The following is a 19544-nucleotide window of genomic DNA, read 5'->3' as shown; positions in this document are numbered from 1 at the left end:
GGGGCAGGCAGGCGCGCCTCGCAGGACGGTTCCCCGGGAGGCAGGCGGGGTGGGAGGATGCAGGAGCAGGGCGGAGCCCGGGGGCGCGATGGAATACGCGGCCGGGAGTTCCGTCAGGGAGAGCATCATGAACCGCATTCTCGGCATCGCATCGGTGGGGATGGCTTCGCTGGCACTCGGAGTGGCCCTGTGGGGGCCCGGGAAGTCGGAGGCCCCTGTCGTCCAGGAGGCGCCCCGCGTGCAGGACTCGACGGCGGACGTCCGGGCGCTCCAGAACCGCGTGAAGGCGCTGGAGGAGACGGTGCAGCTCTTGTCCCGTCGGATGCTGGCCTTCGAGCAGGGCGGCGGCACGGCCTCGGCCGGCACGGGCGGTCCTCCGCCCGCGGGCCTGGAGGCGGAGGTCGCGAAGCTGCGCGAGCAGATGCGCGGCGTGATGGTGGGCGAGGCGCTGACCAACGACAGCGCGAAGCAGTCGCTGAAGGAGCTGATGCGCACGGTGCAGGACGAGCAGCGCACCGAGCAGCGCCAGCAGTGGCAGCAGCAGGTGGACCAGATGCGCGTGCAGGCGGAGACCGAGCGCTCCGACCGCATGAAGACCTTCATCAGCAACGCGCGGCTCAACTACAGCCAGGAGCAGGCGCTGACGAAGGCGATGCAGGCCGAGGACGCGAAGCGCCAGGAGCTGGCGTCGGCGATGTCGGGAGGCCGGCCGGGCCGTGACATGCGTCAGCAGATGCGCGACCTGCGCACGCAGACCGACGCGGAGATGCAGAAGGTGCTCAGCGCGGAGCAGATGACGCAGTACCAGCAGATGCGCCGCGACGACATGAACCCGCGCGGCGCAGGCGGCCCCCGGGGCGGTCCCATCGGCGGTGGCTGGGAGGGGAACGGCGCCGGCGGGCGGTAGCCGCTCAGCCGCGCAGGACGTCCTCGATGTCGAAGGCGTCCGCCAGGGCCACCGACGGGGTGCACAGCAGCACGGGGACCCGAGAGGACGCCGCGCGAGCGGCCTGGACCCGGTCCCAGACGGCATTCGCGGGCAGGTCCACGTCCCGTTCCTCCAGGAAGAGGAACGGGACGTCCGCGTCAAAGGACTCCGCGGGCTGGACGCGGAATCCGCGCAGGAATCCGTTCATCGCCCGAGACGCCCGGTCGGCAATCTCTCCCAGCCACGCCGCTTCCCCTTCCCCCAGGGAAGGTGTGGGCCCGGGAGGAAACGTGGAGAGCACGGCCTCGTCGCGAGGCGAGCCAGGCTCCACGAAGGGGATCGATATCCCCGCGAGCAGGGACAGTTCCTCCTGGACGACGTGCCACCGGCCATCCGGGAAGCGCCGCAGCGTCACGGTGTAGTCGTCGTCATCCATGCCCAGCACCAGCGTCACGGGGCCGTCCACCGCGTCCAGCACCTGCGTCTGTTGAAGCCGGCCGCAGGCCAGTTCGCGCAGCAGCGTGAAGAAGGCCACCAGGTCACGCGTGGCCGAGCCCTCCGGATCCACAATCACGGTCAGCCGCCGGGGACGCGGCACGACGTCGCGAAGCGAGCGCAGGCCCTCGGCCTGGATGCGCGTGAGCCGGTTGGACATGGCCGCGAGCCTACGCCAGACACCGGAAACACGAACGCCGCGAAGCTCCCGAAGGAACCTCGCGGCGCGAGTGATGCCCAGGACCGAGCGGCGCCTACTTCCCGCCGAAGATGCCCTTGAGGCGCTTCTTCGCCTCTTCCTCGGCGCGCTGCTTGGCCTTCTCCTGCTCGATGCGGGCCTGCTCCTCCAGCTTCTTCTTCTCCTCGTTGGCGCGCGCCTCCAGCTCCTGACGCTTCGCCTCCGCTTCGGCCTTCGCCTTGTCCTGGCCTCCCGTGATGATGTCCTCCACGGCCTTGCCCTTCTCACCCAGCAGGCCGCCCAGCGCGGCGCCTCCGGCCAGCTTCAGGATGGTCGTCGCCGCCGGCTTCACGTCGATGCCCGTCACCTCCGGGCTCCACGCCTTGCCTGAAATCTTCAGCCCTACCGGGATGGCTTCCGTCGGCGTTACCTTGCCCACCGTCAGCGTCTTGATGGTCGCGGGCGTCAGCGACACGCCGCCCGTCAGGTCCAGCGTGCCGTCCAGCCCGATGCCGCCGTCGAAGCTCATCGCCGCTTCCGGCCGCGTCCAGGTGATGGGCTTGCTCAGCTGCGCCACGCCGTTCTTGATGGTCACGCTGAAGGGCAGGTCCCCGCCCAGGGACGTCACGTCGCCGCTCTTGAGCGCCTTCGCGAAGGGCACCGCCTTGGCCAGCGGCCCCGTGACGGACGACACCAGGTCCTTGCCCAGGAACGTGCCCTCCAGCAGGTTGCCGTTGATGCCGCCCAGCAGCGTCTGCTGCAGCTTGTCCGGCGTGTAGCCCACGCCCTGCACGTCCACGTTGCCGTTGAACTTGCCCGTCAGCACCTGCTTCGGCGTGCGCGCCGCCAGCGCCTGCGCGACCTCCAGGCCCTGCACCTGCACCTTCGCGGTGAAGGGCCGGGCTTCCGGCGCGGGCCCCAGGCGGATGGTCGTCCCGTCCGCCACCACCTTGCCGCCGTAGATGCCCGTCGAGAACTTCTCCACCGTGATGAGGTCGTCCACCATCTTCACCACGCCCGTCACATTGGTCAGGTCCATCGCCGTGTAGCGCAGCGACGCGATGGCGAACCGGATGTCACCCCGGTAGCCGTTGAAGCGACTGGCCTCTCCCGGCGGCGGCTCCGGCGGAGGCTTTCCGCCCGTGCGCGCCAGCACCTGCTCCTCGCTCATCAACAACTTCTCCGCATCCAGCCGCGCGGCCTTCACGTCCGCCTTGAACGTCGTCGTCGCCTTCTTGCCCGTGCCCGCGAGCGCCACCGTGGCGGTGCCCGTCACCGTGTCCTCCAGCGCGCCCAGGCTCATGCTGGTGACGTTCACCGTCATCCCGCTGCCCGTCTTCGCCGGCGCGTACGTGCCCGCCGCCGCGACCTCCAGCCGCTGCCCCGGCGCCTTGTTCACCAGCAGGCCCGGCCGCATGTCCACGCCGTTGAGGTCCGCCTTCGCATCGAAGCGCAGCGCGCCGCCGCTCGCCGCCGCGCCCGTCACCTTCGCGTTCAGCTTCATCGCGCCGCCGGCGTCCTTCGTCAGCTGATCCGGCACCCGCAGCCGCACCGGCGTCAGGTCCACCGCGATGTTGATGGCCTGCGCCTCCTGCGTGCCGCTGCCGCGCACGTCCAGGCCAATGGGGCCGGCGATCATCCCGTTGAGCTGCTTGCGCAGCGGCGGGTAGTACTCGGCGAGCACTGCCGGGTCCAGGTTGCGGCCCACCAGCTCAAGACCCTCCACCGCGGGCTTGTCCGTGAGCAGCCCCTTCACCTTGCCCTTGCCCGTGATGGCCGCGGGGCCCAGGTTCAGGTTCAGCTTGTCCAGCGCCAGGTCACCGGTGGCCATGTCGCCCGTCACGTCCGTGTCGAGCACCACGTCCAGCGCCTTGCCGCCCTCCGAGCCCGCGAACTTCATCCCCAGCGCCTTGATGACGCCCACCAGCTTCGTGGGGCCCTTGCCGCCGGGCACCGCGCCGCCCAGGTCCGCCTTCCAGTCCGCGTCCAGCGTGCCCGCCTGCAGCCCCACGTCCGGGGGCAGGAACGGCCCCAGCGGCGACAGGTCGATGTGCTCCGCCTTCAGCGTCACCTGCTCCGGCGTGGGGATGAGCGTCGCCGGCAGCGGGGCCGCGGCGAGCGTCATCTTCAAATTCTGCTTGTCCGCGAGCACCGCGGCCGCCAGGTCCACCTTCAGCGGTTGGCCCACGCGCAGGTCCTTCACCTCGATGTCCAGGTCCTTCACCGCCAGCTCGCGCGCCTGCGCGCCGCCCGCGCGGTCCACGAAGCGGATGGTGCCGTCGATGAGCGCCGCGCGCTCCACGTGCACGCCCGACAGGTCCGTGGGCTGCGTCTCCTCCTCGGGCGTCTCCTCCTTCGGCTGCTGCGCGGCCAGCTTCTCCTGGAGGCGCTGCACGTTGGTGGTGCCGTCCGCCAGGCGGAGGACGTTCACGGTGAGCCCGGACACCTCCGCGTCCTGTACGCGGATGTCCTTGCCCTTCGAGGTGAGCAGCGGCATCGCCGCCACGCTCACCGTCACGTCCTTCACCTCCGCGAGCGGCAGGTCCTCGCCCTCGGCGGCGCCCACGCTGACGTTCTGGATGTGAGCGCCCACGTAGGGAAAGAGCTTCGTGGAGACGTCGCCAATCTCGATGGGGCGCCCCAGCTTCTGCGAGTACGTCGCGGCCTGGTCGCGCGCCGTCTTCAGCAGGATGGCGTCCAGGCGCCACAGCACCACCGCCACGATGGCGATCAGGAGGACGAGGATGCCTCCCAGCACATACGGCCAACGCTTCTTCTTCACAGCCGCCACGGTTCCTCCTCCGTCGGGAGAGCGGTCGAACGCTTAGCGCAGCGCCAAGAGCGCCGCACCTCCCATGCACGAAAGGAGGTTGCCAGCGTGACGATCAACAGCCGGGGGAAAGTCATACTCCTGTCGACCCTTGCATCTAGGCACGACGGCCCCACCCAGGAAGGGGGCCTCATGCTTTGAGGACGCAAGAGTTCGGAGCTTTCAAGGAATCATGGGGTAGGTCGGGCGACGCCTAGAGGTCGATGACCTCCGGCTCCATCCCGGACGCGGGCGGCGTGTCGCCCTGGCCCTCCAGCAGGAAACCCCAGGGCGCGTACACGTTCCCGCCGGTGAACGCGTCCACGTAGAGCACCACTGGCGTGTCCAGGCCGTCGTACGTGACCTCGAAGATGGACAGCTGGCCCTTCCCCTGGCCCTGGCCATCCACCTGGGTGAACTCGCAGCAGTCCCCCATGCGGCGCCACGCCACCGGCTGGCCCTCCGGCCCGCGCAAGAGCTTGAAGTACGCCATCACGCCCTTGTCGCCCCAGCCCACCCGCACCGGGTTCTCCGGCCGGGTGCCGTAGGTCAGCGGATCCGGCCGCTTCGGCAGCAGGGGCGCGGTGCGGTGCATCACCTCCTGCATGGACGTGCCCGGGGAAGCGCACGCCGTCAGGAGCAACACCGCGGCGGGGATGCATCGGAACAGGGACATCGGGACCTCCAGCTCGGCCTGGGAAACGCCCCAAGCTGGCGTCCGCCCCGGTTGCCGCGCATCCCCATCCCCCGCACGGACCGTCCTCCGGGAAACGCACCCCCGAGCCCAGCGCACACGCGCAAGGTCCGGGGGGGAAGGACGGCCAGGCTGCGCTTCTTCAGCTCAGCGACTTCAGGTCCAGGCCCAGCTCGTGGCGGTAGCGCTCGAAGCATCGCGCGCCCGCCGTCAGCCGCAAGAGCGCCCCTTCCGCCAGGGGCCTCGCGCACGCGGGGTTCGCCTCCACCAGCGGACGCAGCACTTCCTTGTTCCAGGTCTCGGAGTGCTTCACATCCAGCGTGGAGTGCAGCGCGTAATAGCGCCGCACGCGCATGTCGAACCCCAGCCGCTTGAGGCCCTCGTTGACGCGCGCGGTGCGGCCCGGCGCCGTCTCCTCCACGATGCCCAGCGCGCCCACCGCGTGGTACGTGTAGCGGCGGTTGAACGCGAACGCGCAGAGCAGGTTCGCCAGCGCGTGCGCTTCCCACACCGTGTCCTCGTCCGTGGGCTTCAACCCCAGCTTCTGCGCCATCTCCGCGAGCATCGGTCCGTGCATCGCGTCCTCGCGCCCTCGGCCCATCTCATCCCAGTAGTTGCGCGCCAGCTCCAGCTTCGCCCGCGTGGGCAGCTGCAACTGCGTCAGCGCCACCAGGTCGTCGAAGCCGGCCTCGCCCGCGACCTCCTGCGTGAGGAACCAGTCCATCTGCTCACGCGTCGCCTGCGTGGCGAGCCACGGGAACAGCGGATCATGCTGTCCGGGACCGGACTCCTTCAGATCCTCGAACCAGGCGATGAACCCGTCCGCGTCCTCCGGTGCTTCCGCCGCCCACGCCGCCACGCGCTGCCGCTCCGCCTCCACGTACTCGCCTTCGAGCAGGCGCAACTGCGTCTCCTCCTGCACGGCTGCCCGCCAGCCCTCGGTGGGAAACCCCGGTGCCAGTCGCGCGTGGTTGAAGCGCAAGAGGGTCCGGTGAAGCCGTTCGGACAGGCGTGCGTCCTCCGTCCCCGCTTCCCCAGCCACCTCGCCAAGCCCGCTCATGGTGCGCACCCTCTCTACACATACCGGAAGGCGGGAGTGCCTTCCGGTCACATGTATGGGGATGACCTTGCACACCGGCCACATCGCTCCCGCCACCTTCGCCGTCAGTCAGGTGCGTTGCGAGAAAGACCACGTCCGCTCCCGCGACTGCGCGTATCAGGTCGCATGGAACATCAATCCGCATATGAAGCCCGGCGCTGTCGCCTGGCGGCGGGCGTGCACGCAGCACCGCGAGTTCCTGCGTGCCCTGCGTGAAGCAGGCGCGGGCTTCTTCGAACTGCCCTTCGTCCACGGCGCGTTCGACTCCGTGTTCGCCAAGGACAACGCGGTGCTCGTCTCCCAGGAGGGTGAGCTGCGCGCCCTGCTCGCCACCATGCGCCATGGCCAGCGACGCGGTGAGCAGTTCGCGCGCGCCCGGTGGCTGTCCGCGCGCGGCTTCGACGTCATCGAGCCGCCGCGCGTGCACATCGAAGGCGGTGACGTGGCCATGCTGCCCGCGGGCCGGGGCGCCCTGCTGGGCTGGGGCATGCGCTCCACGCAGCGCGCCGCGGGCGTGCTGGAGGCGTTCCTCTCCGCGCCCGTCACGCCGCTGGAGCTGTGCGACCCGTACCTCTACCACCTGGACACCGCGCTCACCGTCCTGTCCGACGGCACCGCGCTGGTGTGTCCGGAGGCCTTCACGCCGGAGTCGCTGCGCATGCTGGCGCGCACGGAGGGCATCCAGCAGGTGGTCCCCATCGCGCGCGAGGACGCGCTCGCGTTCGGGCTCAATCTGGTGGAGGTGGGCAACACCGTCATCGTCGGCGCGCGCGTGCCTCGCGTGGAGGCGGTGCTGCGCGGCCTGGGACGCCGGCCCGTCAGCGTGCGGTTGGATCAGTTCCACCTGGCCGGCGGCAGCGCGGCGTGTCTCGTGGCTCGCGTGCACACCCTGCCGCTCCTGTCCGCCCGGCGCTTTCGCGAGGAGCAGGAGCAGGACATGGCCCAGCCGCTCTCCGCGTGACGTGCGCCAAAACGAAGACCTCCCCGGGCGACGAAGCGCGCGGGGAGGTCCAGGGTGAAGCACGGAGGAGTCCTCAGGACTGTTCGCTGGTGACTTCCGGCGCGCTCAGCCCTTCGGCCTGCTGGAAGCGGCGCGGGTGACCGTCGCCGCGGGTTCCGCCGGAGAGCTTGTCCACCCAGGGGTACTTCTGCGCCTCTTCCGCCGTGTAGCCCAGGTTGAAGACGGTGGCGCTCTTGGGCTTGTCGGAGGCCTTCTCGTACAGCGTGCCGAACACGCGGTCCCAGAAGTAGTTCGTGATGCCGTAGTTGCCCTGCTCATTGTGGAAGTGGTGGGACATGTGCAGGCGCTTGATGTCCTTCAGCCACTTCTGCTGCGGGGCGTAGTTGAGGTGCTGGATGCAGTGGCAGAACTCGTAGAAGCACGTGGTCACCATGCCCCAGCCCAGCGCCGCCGCCGCACCGGACCGGCCGCCGATGAGGTAGCCGATGGGCGTGAGCACCAGCGCGATGGTGGGCAGCGTGGTGTGCAGCGCGCCGAAGAGCACGCGCAGGTCGTGCGGGTCCTGGTGGTGGTCGAAGTGGATGCGCTTCCAGGTCACCGCCGTCGCCGCGGACTTGTAGAGAAAGCGGCCGTGCAGGATGTACCGGTGGATGAGGTACCAGCCGAACGGGTACGCCACCGTGGCCAGCAGCATCGCCGCGCCCATGCGCACCGGCGCGTCGAACCACTTCACCGACAGCACGATGCAGGTGATACCGATGAGGATGTAGGCGACGACGGCGTAGTAGGTGAAGAACGAGTAGACCAGGTCGCGCAGCGACATCCGGTCCAGGTTGTGCTTCCGGTTCAGGAAAGAGACCGCCACGGGGATTCCCTCACTATCCGCTCCGCCGCGGGGCCCGGGCTGCCGGGTGCGCGTGGCGCGAAGGCTTGCTCGCATCCCGGCCCTTGGGGGTGATGCGGTGGTTCCTGAGCTATCAGTCAAGAGGCCCCTTGGCCCAGGAACGGTGAGGGCTCTCTTAGCGCCTTCCTGGAGGCATTGAGAAGCTCCGCTGTTGCCGCGCCCGCACATTGTCTGTCTGCCCGCCCTCCGTCCGACCCGAAGGCGGACTTCCATGCGGGAAGTCCACACCCCACCTTTCCGCCCACAGGCGCGAGCGATCGCGCGAGGGGGCGGACAGATGGCGCGCAAGGCACAGGGACAACAGGGCAGTGGGACCCAGGCGGGGGAACGCCCCGCGCGGCGGAAGGCGGCCACCCGGAAGACGACGGGCGGCGCACCCAGCGCGGGCCGCCTGGAGCTGCGCCGCGACGTCGCGGAGTACCGGGCCGCCGCGGAGGCTCAGGCCGAAATCGTGCGCGAGCGCATCAACGCCGCGCTGGAGGTCAGCCGCCGCACGCGCGAGGAGATTGAGGAGCGCATCGCCAGCGAGCTGCACGCGCCCCGCGTCACCGCGAAGAAGGCCGCCGCACCGGCTCGCAAGCGCACCCGCGCCTCCCCGCGCGCGGCGGCGAAGTAGGGCGCGGCCCCACAGGCCCCCAAGGCCCGGTCTTCAGGAGCGGAGCGCCGGAGCCCGCGCGGGCTGCGCCGCTCCCTCCGGGCCGGAGGACTCCAGGTCCAGCGCGGAGAGCTTCTCCGCCAGCGCCTGGACCCGGTCGCCGCCGCCGTCCAGGGGGGACGCGGCGCGCGCACCGATGAAGCACACGCGGGCCCGCTCCAGCAGGGCCACCTGTGCGTGTAGCTGCGCGAAGAGGCGCTCCTGTCTGCGCGACAGCGCGTCCAGGTGGTTGAGCTCCTCACCCAGCGACGCGGCGGCGCGCTCCAACTGGCGCCGGGCCACGCCGTCCTGCGCGTCCTGGGCGCGCTTCTTCAATTCCTGCACCTGCGAGTCCACGCTCCCCTGGGACGCGGAGGACAGCTGCGTCTCCAATTCGGTGTGGGACTCGGCCAGGGTGAAGACGTCCCGGGCCAGCTTTCCGAGCACGGCCTGGAGCTTCTCCAGCCCCGGGCCCCGGGCCAGCTTGTGCGCCTCGTCCTGGCACTGACGGTAGAGCGTGAGCGCCCGGGCCACCAGGCCGCGCACCTCACCGGAGAGCGTGGCCTCCAGGCGCATGCCCCGGGTGGCCACCGCGTCCAGGTCCATGGCCAGGTTCGCCGGCAGCGTGCCGATGCTCCAGAACAGCGCCACCACGGCGTAGTCCACCATCAGCGGGAAGTAGCCCCACGCCGGGAGGAAGCGCGCGTCGAGCACCTGGTGCACGTACAGGCCCAGCGCGGTGGTGACGGCCGCGGCGCCGGCGCACAGCGCGACCTGGAGCGGCGTGCCCAGGCTGTCGCGCCCGTTGCCCCGCCACGCCAGCAGCCCCGCGGCGATGGCTCCCGCCACCGCGTGTGTCCAGGGCGACCCGAGCCCCAGCACGTAGGGCACGGCGGGCAGCAGCACCATCCCCGCGCGCACCAGGAGGTTCTCCGCCGCCTTCGGCTTCACCGCGGTGATGGCCGCCGCCATCAGCGCGAAGTAGCCCGGCTCCACCGGCACGCGCAGCACCTGCCGCGCCACGCCGGCCACCAGCGCCATGGCCCCGGCTCCCACGAGCGCGTAGAGGCAGCGCGACTCGAAGTCCTCCCGCCGGATGAGTTGGATGGAGAGGGACATGGTGCACCGGGCTCCGTACGACGGGGGGACTAGTAGCTGTTGCTCTGCCCGAAGTTCTTCATCGTCTTCTTCTTGAGGTCGAGCGCCTCGCGGCGGACGTCGGAGTCACTCTGGGCACTGCCATAGGCTGCCTGGGTCTTGTCCACGTCCGCAAGCTCTCCTGCGAGCGCGGACGCCGAAGCGCCGAACAGTTTACGCGCGTTGGTCAGGAAGCTGAGCGCGCTCTCCCGGTTGCCGCTCTGCATCTGCTCCGCGGCCGCCTGGAGCTGCTGGGTACCCAACGCACGGATGGCATGGACGCGCACATCGCGGTCCAGGTTCGCGTGCACCACCTGGACGTCGTTCGTCACCTTCGCGCCCAGGGCCACCGTCACCTGCGACGGCAGGTCCGCCGCCACGTCCACGTACGACACGGAGGCGTCCAGCACGTTCATGTCCGCCGCGTTCGCCGGCGCGTCCAGCGTCAGCTTCACCACCACGCGCGCGGACTGGCCACCCGTCAAATCGTAGAGGGGGATGCGCACGACGTTGCCGTCGCGGGTGGACGGCAGGCCCATCACCTCCACGCCGCTCACGCCGGGCGGCAGGGTCAGCGTCATGCTCACGTTGCGCGCGACGGTGCTGGCGGCCTGCTCCAGCTCACGGGTGAAGATGGCGGCCAGCTCCGAGGAGTCGCTGACGAAGCCGGAGAAGCCGCCGCCGCGCTCGGCCATGCCGCGCATCAGCGTGTCGTTGAAGCCGCTGCCCACGCCCAGCGCGCTCACGGTGATGCCCGTATCGCGCAGCTTGCCCACCTCGGAGAAGAGGCCCGCGTTGGACGTCACGCCCTCGGTGGGCTCGCCGTCGCTCAGCAGGATGGTGCGCGTCACCCGGTACTGCCTGGCGTACGCACGCACCGCTTCCGCGCCCGCGACCAGTCCGCCGCTCATGTGCGTGCCGCCATTCACCTGGATGGCGTCGATGGTGCTCAACAGCTCGCGGCGCGTGGTGTTGTTGATCTCCACGCTGGGCACCACCTTCACGTCGGAGCCGTAGTGCACCAGCGCCAACCGGTCCCCGTCGCGCAGCTGCCGCACCAGCTCCTGCGCGGCGCGCTTCGCGTCCGTCAGCTTGGCGCCATCCATGGAGCCGGAGCGGTCCACCACCAGCGACAGGTTCACCGGCACGCGCTGGACCTTCTCCGGCATGCGCGCCGACAGCTCGAATACGGCGAAGGCCTCACCCGGGCCCGTCTTCACGTACGCGCCGGACAGCTTGCCCGTGAGCTCCACCGGACCGGCCTTGCCGGACGCGGGCTGGCCCAGGACGACGGGCAGCACGCCCTGGATGGGCGCTTCATCCGGCTGAATCACGGTGTGGGTCTGGTCCACGGGGCTGGTGGCCACGGTCGGGGAGCGGAGCGGGGTCCGGCGCAGGTGCCCGTTGGGGAGCCGCTCTTCGACGACCGGCGGGTGCGAGGAGGTCTTCGCGAAGAACGAGCGCGCGTCGAGCGCGAGCGCCCCCACGAACAGCAGGCCAGCGAGAGTCAGCAACAGTTTGGTGCGGTTCATGCGCGGCGGACCTTCCCCCAAGGGGTGCGAGCGGACGAGCACACGCTCGCAGACCCGTCACGCGGGCGCATCGGTCAGTGGGAGGACCCTCCTCCCGATGACCGATGGGGCCCCGTGTCGGCGTTCCCCGGCGTCAGGCCGCGTCAGGCGGCCCGTGGCGCACCAGCTCCTCCACGGCGCCTCGCACGCGCGCCTCGTCGAAGGGCTTCTCCAGGAGCGGGTTGGGGATGTGCTCCAGGAAATCGCGCGCGCCCGCGGTGAAGGCGCCGCCGGACACGAAGACGAAGCGGCGCTCCAGGCCCGGGTGGTCGCGCCGCACGGCTTCGTACACGTCGCGGCCGGCGAGGTCCGGCATCATCACGTCGCACAGCACCGCGTCGAAGCCCGGCGCCTGCGACATGCGCTCCAGCGCCTGGCGGCCGCTCGTGGCCACCTCCACGTCATGGCCGCGCAACAGCCGCTGCAGCACGCGGCCCACCGCGGGCTCGTCGTCCACCACCAGCACGCGGCCTCGCGGCACCACGGGCGCGGCGGGCAGCGGGGCTTCCGGCGGACGGACGACCGGTTCGGGCCGGGGCGCGGGCAGCACCACGCGGAACGTGCTGCCCTTGCCCACGGTGGAGTCCACCTGGATGTCGCCGCCCAGCCCCGTGATGATGCCGTGGCAGATGGACAGCCCCAGGCCGGTGCCCACGCCCACGGGCTTGGTGGTGAAGAACGGGTCGAAGATGCGCCCCATCACCTCCGGCGGGATGCCGATGCCCGTGTCGCGCACCTCCACCACCACCTGACCGCCGGACACGCGCGTGGCGAGCACCACCTCGTGTTCATGCGCGGAGCCCTCCGGAATCGCCTGCGCCGCGTTCACCACCAGGTTGAGGAACACCTGGCAGAGGCGGCCCTCGTTGCCCATCACCTCCGGCACGGTGCCGTACTCCCGGCGCAGCCGCGCGCGGTGCCGGATTTCATTGGCGGCCATCATCACCACCGAGTCCAGCACCGCGTGCACGTCCACCGGAGTCATGCGCTCTTCATCCGGCCGCGAGAACGTCTTCAGCTGGCGGACAATCTGCCGCACGCGCTCGGCGCCCTCGCACGCCTCGCCCAGCACCTCCTGCCACTCCGCCACGTCCGGCGGGCGCACGCCGCGCACGCCGGGTCCGGGGGACAGGTGGTGGCGGAACTCGTCCGACAGGAAGCCCAGGTTGGAGACCACGAAGGCCAGCGGGTTGTTGATTTCGTGCGCGATGCCCGCCGCGAGCGTGCCCACCGACGCCAGCCGGTCCGCCAGCGTCAGCCGCGCCTTCAACTGGCGCTGCTCCGTCACGTCGCGCGCGATGGACACCACCGCGGGCTGACCGTCGAAGCGCAGGGGTAGCGAGGCCAGCTCCACCACGCGCGTGCGCCCGTCGCGCAGCACCAGGCGCCGCTCGCTGGTGAGCGGCGTGCTGTCCACGGACGCCACGCCGGTGCCCGGCACGTCCGCCAGGAACTCCGACAGCCGGCGGCCCACCAGCTCCTCCGCGCGCGCGAAGCCCAGCGTGGTGACGAGCACCGCGTTGGCGTAGACGATGTGGCCATCGCGCTCGATGGCCGCCGGGTCGGGGAAGCCCTCCATCAGCGCGCGCAGGCTGGCCTCGGAGCGCTTCAGCGCCTCCTCCACCTCCCGCCGCTCCGTGATGTCGCGCGCCAGGCCCTCCACCGCCACCACGCGGCCCGCGGTGTCCGTCACCGGCGCCACCACGTGCTCCAGCCACAGGAGGCTGCCGTCAGGGCGCAGGAAGCGCAGCTCCACCGTCCCGCCGTCCAGGGACTGGGGCGACTCCAGCACGCGCTCCAGCGCGGCCCGGTCATCCGGGTGCACCTGCCGGTACCACAGCTCCGGATCCGTGTAGTGCGCCTCCGGCCCCAGGCCCAGCTTGGCGTGCGCCACGCGGCTGACGTACGCGAAGCCGCGCGGCGCTTCCCTCCGGTACAGGTACAGCACGTCGGACGCGTTCTCCGCGAGTTGGCGGAAGCGGTGCTCGTGCTCGCGCAGCGCCCGTTCGGACGCGCGGCGCTCCAGCGACACGGAGATGGCGCCGCTGGCCGCGGACAGCAGGTCCACCTCCAGGCGGTCCCACTCGCGCGCCTCGAAGCAGTTGTCGAAGCCCACGAAGCCCACCAACCGGCCCTGCACGCGCAGGGGCAGCACCAGCAACGTGAGGATGCCCTGCGGCTCCAGGAGGTCCCGCTCGACGGAGGGGAAGGTGGCCACGCGGCCGGTGACGACCTCGCCGCGCTCCAGCACGGTCGCCCAGCGCCCCAGGATGGGCCGCATGGGCAGGTCCTGGAGCATCGGGTTGTCGATCTCCGCCGTGACACCGGGCGCGCACCACTCGGCGCGCTGACTGCACATGAGGGTGCCCTGCGCGTTGGTGTACGTCTCGAAGACGTAGACGCGGCTGGCTCCGGAGGCCTGTCCCAGCGGAGCGAGCGCCGGGCTGTACAGGTCGCCGCCCTCCGGCACCGACAGCAGGCGCTGCTGCATGTCCACCAGGGCGGTGAGGTAGCGCTCGCGCCGGGCGAGCGCGTCGTTCGTGCGCTTGCGCTCGGTGATGTCGTTGAGCGTGCCCGCCATGCCCAGCAGCGTGCCGTCCTCGTCGACCGTCACCCGCGCGAAGACGTCCACCCAGCGGAAGCCGCCGTCGCGCGTGAGGTAGCGCACCTCGTGCTGGACGAACTCGCGCTCGCGCGTGAGCAGGGTCTTGCACACCACCAGCGTGCGCTCCCGGTCGTCCGGGTGCACGAAGTCCAGCGCGGAGCGGCCCAGGCTCTCCTCCACGGGAAAGCCTGTCACCTCGGTCCACGCGGGATTGAGGAAGACCCACGTGCGCGCCGTGTCCGTCTGGAACACGACCTCCTGGAGCGTGTCGATGACCTGACGGAAGCGGCGCTCGGTGGGGGTGGTGCCGTCAGGCCGGGTGAACGGCATCTGCATGCGGAGGACTCGCGGTGGAAGAACTTGGCCGTGCGGGCGGAACATCCGCGACGCGCACGGAGACAGTCGAACGATTGAGGATCGCCATCATGCAGGCAAGGGGGCCCACGGGAAGAGCGTGAGGATGGGAAGCATTCCCTGTCCTTGAGGATGGAGTGGGCTGCAGGTCCTGTCTTCCTTTCTTCCCGGGAGGCGGAGATGACACCATGATGCGTGCGGAAAGCCTTGGCATGTCCGGCATCACCACTCCAGCCTTGGAGGCCCGCGTGACGGATGGGGATGGCTTGCCCCTGTCAACGCGCGTCATGGACGCCGAAGGCGTTGTGCTCGTTGAATGCACGGGCCGTGTGACTTTTTTCAACTCACAAGCCGCGGCGCACTTCGGCATTCCGGTCCCTCTCCACATCGAGCACGCTCGCCTGCCTGGGTGTGAATGGGTGCGGGATGACGGCACACCGCTGCCGCCGGGCGACTCACCGCTGGCGCGAGCGCTGGCGGGCGAGCCGGTGGACGCGTCCCCATGGCATGTACTCCGTCCGGATGGAACGCGCGCCGTGCTGCGCTGCATCGCGGTGCCGGTGCGGGCCGGGGACGGGCAGGTGGCCGCGGCGCTCCTTCGCACGCATGCCGTGGAGGCGGTGCCCGCGTCCATGTTGGATGCGTCGCGCCTGCTGGCGGAAGCCGGGGCGCTCCTGGGCACGTCGGTGGACGCGGAGGCGCAGCTGGAGCCGCTGCTCAAGCTGCTGGTGCCCGCGCTGGGGGAGGGGGCCCTGCTCGTCCTCCGGACACCGGGCGCCGTGGGCGATGAAGGCCTGCGCGTGGCGGCGTCACTGCACGCGGACTCAGGACGGCACGCGCTGTTGCGTGACCTGCTCACGCGCTATCCGCAGGAGTCTTCCGTGCCGGGCGGGCTGCCCCAGGTGTTCGCGTCCGGGGCGGCGGGGCGTCTGTCCATCCTGTCCGAGGAGCACGTGGTGGCCATCGCGCGGGACGCGGAGCACGCGCGGCTCTTGCGCCAGGTGGGGCCGCACGGCTGCCTGAGCGTTCCGTTGGGCGCGCGCGGCAACGTGTTGGGCGCGCTGATGGTGCTGCGCTCCAACGCGCTGCGGTCCTTTGGCGAGGAGGAGGAGCACTTCCTCACGGAGCTGGCCCACCGCACCGCGCTCTATCTGGAGAACGCGCGGCTGTACCGCGAGGCGCGCGAAGCGGTGCGCCAGCGCGACGAGTTCCTGGGCATCGCGAGCCACGAGCTGAAGACGCCGCTCACGCCGCTGAGCCTCAAGGTGCAGCTGCTGCAGAAGCAGGTGGTGGTGCTGGCGCGCGAGGGCAAGGACGTGCCCACCGAGCGTGTCGCGGACGCGCTGGACGTGGTGCAGCGCCAGGTGCGCCGGCTGTCGGGCCTGGTGGACAGCCTGCTGGACGTGTCGCGCATCACCGCGGGCCGGCTGCGGCTGGAGCTGGAGGAGCTGGACCTGGCGAGCGTGGCCGCCGAAATCCTCTACCGCTTCTCCGCCGCGGCGGCGCAGGCCGGCACGGAGCTGGGCCTGGAGGCGCCGGTGCCGGTGGTGGGCCGGTGGGACCGGCTGCGCCTGGAGCAGGTGGTGACGAACCTGGTGTCCAACGCGCTCAAGTACGGAGCGGGCCAGCCCGTCATCGTGAGCGTGGAGGCGCAAGGCACGCTGGCGCGGCTCGCCGTGAAGGACCACGGCATCGGCATCGCGCCGGCCGACCTGGCGCGCATCTTCGAGCGCTTCGAGCGCGCGGTGAGCGACCGGCACTACGGCGGTCTGGGCCTGGGGCTCTACATCACGCGCCAGATTGTCGAAGCGTTCGGCGGCAAGGTGAGCGCCGTGAGCACGCCGGGGGAGGGCGCCACGTTCCTCCTGGAGCTGCCCCGGGGCGACATCCCGGAGGAGTGGCTTGTCGCGCACGCGGCGCCGGGGCCCACCCAAGGCGGGTAGGCGCCGGGTAGGCCCGCGTCTCTTTCAGCTCAGGCGACCTCCAGCACCGTCCACTCGCGCACCTCGCCCGCGAGCGTCACCTCCACGGTGTCGCCGGCCTTCTTTCCCAGCAGGGCGCGGCCCACGGGGGAGCTGGGGGTGATGACGGAGAGGAAGCCGTCGCCGCCGGGGCCGGTGAGCTCGGTGCCCGCGCCAGCGGGGAGCACGAAGAAGGTGCGCTCGGCGAAGCCGTCCTCGTCCTCGGTGCTGCAGTCCACCAGGGCGCCCAGGCCCACGGGCCCCTGGCGCGAGAAGCGGGGCAGCTCCTTCTGGCCGAAGGCGGTGAGGGCCTGGAGCTCTTCTTGGAGGCGGCGGGCGCGCTGGGCCTGGCCGGTGGCGAGGCTGCCGTACTCGATGGCGGCGCGGCCGTCCTCCTTCTTCTCGGACTCCGTGGCGAGGCTGCGGGCGGCCTCGCGGGCATCGGCCTCCGCGCGGTGGGCCAGCCGGTCGCTCTGTTGGAGTCGCTCGGACAGTTGCTGGAGCAGGGTGAGCTTGTCGAGTCGCATGGGTATCGATACAGGACTGTAGCGCCCGGTGCGGCGGCCTCCAGTTTTCAGCCCGACGGGGCCCCGGGCTTTGGTTGAATGGGGTGCATGACGCCTCAGGAACGCTCTCAGAAGGCCCACGAACTCGTCGCCCAGGGCGCGGTGCTGCTGGATGTGCGCACCCCGGAGGAGTTCCAGCAGGGACACCCGGACGCCGCCCGCAACATCCCCGTGCAGGTGCTGGCCCAGCGCCTCTCAGAGGTCGGCCCGGTGGGCACGCCCGTGGTGGTGTACTGCGCGGCGGGAGGCCGCAGCGCGGTGGCCGCGGAGCTCCTGCGCAAGGGCGGCTTCCCGGACGTGTTCGACCTGGGCTCCGTGAAGAACTGGTAGGCCGAACGGGTAGGCCCAAGTCCCCGGCCCGCGTGACAGCGGGCCGGGTCTTCAGTCAGCGTGCGCGCTCAAAGCGCCATGCAGACCCGCACCGCCGGCTTCCTCCTCGTCGCCCTGTCCGGCGCCTCCTTTGGCGCGTTGGGCCTGTTCGCGCGCCTGGCCTACGCGGCGGGCACGGACATGCCCACGCTGCTCTTCCTGCGCTTCACGCTGGCCGGGCTGGTGCTCGCGGGCGTGATGGTCGCGAAGGGCGGAAGGTGGCCCCGGGGCCGCCTCCTGTGGGGCCTGGTGGCGCTGGGCGCGGTGGGCTACTTCACGGAAGGCAGCGTCTACTTCATCGCGCTCCAGCACGCGTCCGCCGGGCTGGTGGCGCTGCTGCTCTACCTCTTCCCCGCGCTGGTGGCCCTCATCCAGGTGGCCCTGGGACGCGAGCACCTGAGCCGCCGCCGCTGGTTGGCGGTGGGGCTGGCCCTGTGCGGGACGGCGCTCACGGTGGACCCCGGCCCGGACGCGAAGCCGTTGGGCATTGGGCTGGGCGTGCTGTCGGCGGTCATCTACGCGCTCTACGTCTTGTCCAGCGCGCGGATCGCGGGGCCGGCGGGGCCGCTCGCGGCAAGCACCGTCGTCCCGCTGTCGGCGGGGGCCGCCTTCGGGGCGCTGATGCTGGTGAAGGGCCCGTCCTTTCCCCAGACGCCGGGAGGCTGGGCCGCGGTGGCGGGACTGGCGCTGCTGTCCACGGTGGTGGCCATGCTGACGTTCTTCGCGGGCCTCAAGCGCATTGGCCCGGTGAACACGTCGCTCCTGTCCACGCTGGAGCCGGTGATGGCGGTGGTGCTGGGCGCCATCTTCCTGGGCGAGCGCCTGTCCTTGCGGCAGGGCCTGGGCGGCCTGCTCATCCTGGTGGCGGTGGTGGTGCTGGCCCGGAGCGACTCCAGCCGCCCGGCGGAACCCGGGACGGCCGGAGCCTGAGTCGCGCGAGCGGCTACAGGCACTCGAGGAACTGCTGCACGTCGTTCACGAAGCGCTGGGGGCGCTCGGCGTGCGGCGCGTGGCCGGTCTCCGGGTAGAGCAGGTACTTGGAGCCGCGGATGGCGCGGGCCAGGGCGCGCTGCTCCGCCACGGAGAAGAAGCCGTCGTGGTCCCCGCCGATGATCAGCGTGGGCACGCGGATGCGGCCCAGGCGCGAGGAGTGGTCCTCCGCGATGAGCCCATCCAGCGCGTCCTGCCACACGCGCGCGGGCAGCTTGGAGCTCTCCGAGACGAGCGTGTTCAGGTACGACGCCGGAATGGGCGCGTAGAAGGTGCTGGCCTGGAACTCATGGATGAAGGCGGGATCCACGGGGTCGGTCAGCGTGTCCACGACCTCCTTGAGGCCCAGGGCCACTTCATTGCCCGCCACGGTGGGCGCGGAGCCCACGAGCACCAGCCCCTTCACGCGGTTGGGGAAGTCCAGCGCCACCTGCTGCGCGATGAAGCTGCCCATGGAGTGGCCCACGAGCACGGCGCGCGACACGCGCTTCGCGTCCAGGAACGCCACCACGTCCTTCGCGAAGGCCTGCTGCGTGTAGCAACACGCCGGGCGGGACGAGTCGCCATGACCGCGCTGGTCCAGCGCGTAGATGTGGAAGTCGCGCGAGAAGCGCGGCAGGTCCAGGTCCCAGGTGTGATGCGAGTCCGTATAGCCGTGCAGCAGGACGACGACGGGTCCGTCCTGGCGGCCCTGCTCCACGTAGCGGAGCGTGACGCCGGTGGACAGCCGCACGGAACCCTCACGGGGATTGGAGCCACCGTGACGGTCGGAGTCCGCCAGGGCGGCCGGAGCACTCACGAGGTCGGGTGCGGAATCCGACGCGACATCGGGTCCACAGCCAGCGAACAGCAGCACTGCGAGGAGGGGGCGAAGGGCGCGCAACATGCGTCAGGGCCTCACGGGATGGGACGCGGCGGGTAGGTCCGCCGCGAGGATTCACGCCATCCTAAAGTGACCTCTGACATCCCTTGTGTGAATCCATCCTGGCAGGTCGGAAGTGACCTGCCAGGGAGGGTCGAAAGGGCCCCTTGTTCCGAGCTACGGACAGTCGCCCCGGAAGCCGTCGCAGTCCACGAAGCCGTTGACTCCGCCGCGATAGATGCAGGCGACCTCTCCATGACAGGCGAGCGTGCTGCCGTCACCGCAGACGATCTCCACATCGCAAGGGCCCGGTTCCCACCCCGTGGCCCAGGCCACCACGGGAACCAGCACGCCCAGGGCCACGACCACGCACGACACCCATGCCATCCACTTCATGGAGACACTCCTCGCCCACAGGGCGCTGGAT

17 protein-coding genes are annotated in these 19544 nt (G+C 70.9%); 6 read left to right on the top strand and 11 right to left on the bottom strand.

The window, feature by feature from the left end; translation table 11 throughout:
* Positions 1-127: 127 nt before the first annotated feature.
* Entirely contained in the window at positions 128-907 is a 780-nt protein-coding gene (locus GTZ93_RS38915; RefSeq protein WP_139916175.1) for a hypothetical protein, read from the top strand.
* A gap of 4 nt (positions 908-911) precedes the next feature.
* Here GTZ93_RS38915 and GTZ93_RS38910 read toward each other — a convergent pair whose 3' ends face one another.
* The 4 genes from GTZ93_RS38910 to GTZ93_RS38895 all read right to left on the bottom strand — a co-directional run bounded on the left by GTZ93_RS38910 (position 912) and on the right by GTZ93_RS38895 (position 6164).
* The gene (locus GTZ93_RS38910; protein WP_139916174.1) at positions 912-1583 is read right to left on the bottom strand and encodes an AAA family ATPase; all 672 of its coding nucleotides are present in this window, start codon (positions 1581-1583) and stop codon (positions 912-914) included.
* 94 nt (positions 1584-1677) lie between these two features.
* Positions 1678-4392, bottom strand: coding sequence for an AsmA family protein (locus tag GTZ93_RS38905; RefSeq protein ID WP_139916173.1), 2715 nt, complete (start codon positions 4390-4392; stop codon positions 1678-1680).
* A gap of 232 nt (positions 4393-4624) precedes the next feature.
* Entirely contained in the window at positions 4625-5086 is a 462-nt protein-coding gene (locus GTZ93_RS38900; protein WP_120576337.1) for a fibril protein, read from the bottom strand.
* A gap of 160 nt (positions 5087-5246) precedes the next feature.
* Positions 5247-6164 (bottom strand): iron-containing redox enzyme family protein, encoded by a 918-nt coding sequence (locus tag GTZ93_RS38895; RefSeq protein WP_139916172.1) that lies wholly within the window; start codon positions 6162-6164, stop codon positions 5247-5249.
* Between the two features lie 61 nt (positions 6165-6225).
* Here GTZ93_RS38895 and GTZ93_RS38890 point away from each other — a divergent pair, with 61 nt between their 5' ends.
* Positions 6226-7164 (top strand): dimethylarginine dimethylaminohydrolase family protein, encoded by a 939-nt coding sequence (locus GTZ93_RS38890; RefSeq protein ID WP_139916171.1) that lies wholly within the window; start codon positions 6226-6228, stop codon positions 7162-7164.
* A gap of 73 nt (positions 7165-7237) precedes the next feature.
* Here the strand turns inward: GTZ93_RS38890 and GTZ93_RS38885 are convergent, their stop codons facing one another.
* Positions 7238-7987, bottom strand: a complete 750-nt coding sequence (locus tag GTZ93_RS38885) for a sterol desaturase family protein (protein WP_120595017.1) — start codon at positions 7985-7987, stop codon at positions 7238-7240.
* 358 nt (positions 7988-8345) lie between these two features.
* Between GTZ93_RS38885 and GTZ93_RS38880 the strand changes: the two genes are divergently transcribed.
* On the top strand, positions 8346-8684 hold the full coding sequence (locus GTZ93_RS38880) for a hypothetical protein (RefSeq protein WP_257979041.1): 339 nt from the start codon (positions 8346-8348) through the stop codon (positions 8682-8684).
* A gap of 33 nt (positions 8685-8717) precedes the next feature.
* Here the strand turns inward: GTZ93_RS38880 and GTZ93_RS42390 are convergent, their stop codons facing one another.
* From GTZ93_RS42390 to GTZ93_RS38865, 3 genes are all read right to left on the bottom strand, one after another.
* Complete coding sequence (locus GTZ93_RS42390) at positions 8718-9821, bottom strand: hypothetical protein (RefSeq protein WP_120576339.1); 1104 nt, start codon at positions 9819-9821, stop codon at positions 8718-8720.
* 29 nt (positions 9822-9850) lie between these two features.
* Positions 9851-11371: a vWA domain-containing protein gene (locus GTZ93_RS38870; RefSeq protein WP_139916170.1), complete on the bottom strand. Its 1521-nt coding sequence runs from the start codon at positions 11369-11371 to the stop codon at positions 9851-9853.
* Positions 11372-11504: 133 nt separating this feature from the next.
* Positions 11505-14351, bottom strand: a complete 2847-nt coding sequence (locus GTZ93_RS38865; RefSeq protein WP_139916169.1) for a PAS domain S-box protein — start codon at positions 14349-14351, stop codon at positions 11505-11507.
* Between the two features lie 437 nt (positions 14352-14788).
* On the opposite strand from GTZ93_RS38865, the gene GTZ93_RS38860 reads away from it, so the two are divergent.
* Positions 14789-16312, top strand: a complete 1524-nt coding sequence (locus tag GTZ93_RS38860; protein ID WP_257979040.1) for a GAF domain-containing sensor histidine kinase — start codon at positions 14789-14791, stop codon at positions 16310-16312.
* Between the two features lie 29 nt (positions 16313-16341).
* On the opposite strand, the gene GTZ93_RS38855 is transcribed toward GTZ93_RS38860, so the two are convergent.
* Positions 16342-16857 (bottom strand): GreA/GreB family elongation factor, encoded by a 516-nt coding sequence (locus GTZ93_RS38855; RefSeq protein WP_120595009.1) that lies wholly within the window; start codon positions 16855-16857, stop codon positions 16342-16344.
* Positions 16858-16944: 87 nt separating this feature from the next.
* On the opposite strand from GTZ93_RS38855, the gene GTZ93_RS38850 reads away from it, so the two are divergent.
* Both GTZ93_RS38850 and GTZ93_RS38845 read left to right on the top strand, forming a co-directional pair.
* The gene (locus GTZ93_RS38850; protein ID WP_014400616.1) at positions 16945-17226 is read left to right on the top strand and encodes a rhodanese-like domain-containing protein; all 282 of its coding nucleotides are present in this window, start codon (positions 16945-16947) and stop codon (positions 17224-17226) included.
* Between the two features lie 78 nt (positions 17227-17304).
* Positions 17305-18195, top strand: a complete 891-nt coding sequence (locus GTZ93_RS38845; protein WP_139916167.1) for a DMT family transporter — start codon at positions 17305-17307, stop codon at positions 18193-18195.
* 13 nt (positions 18196-18208) lie between these two features.
* Here the strand turns inward: GTZ93_RS38845 and GTZ93_RS38840 are convergent, their stop codons facing one another.
* Positions 18209-19054 (bottom strand): alpha/beta fold hydrolase, encoded by an 846-nt coding sequence (locus GTZ93_RS38840; protein ID WP_257979039.1) that lies wholly within the window; start codon positions 19052-19054, stop codon positions 18209-18211.
* 240 nt (positions 19055-19294) lie between these two features.
* Positions 19295-19513, bottom strand: coding sequence for a hypothetical protein (locus GTZ93_RS38835; RefSeq protein WP_120576346.1), 219 nt, complete (start codon positions 19511-19513; stop codon positions 19295-19297).
* Positions 19514-19544: the final 31 nt, after the last annotated feature.

Origin of the sequence: Corallococcus exiguus, from assembly GCF_009909105.1 — a bacterium.
Taxonomy (GTDB): Bacteria; Myxococcota; Myxococcia; order Myxococcales; family Myxococcaceae; genus Corallococcus; species Corallococcus exiguus.
The sequence above is the reverse complement of the archived record's forward strand: the minus strand, read 5'-3'. Positions and strand labels throughout refer to the sequence as shown.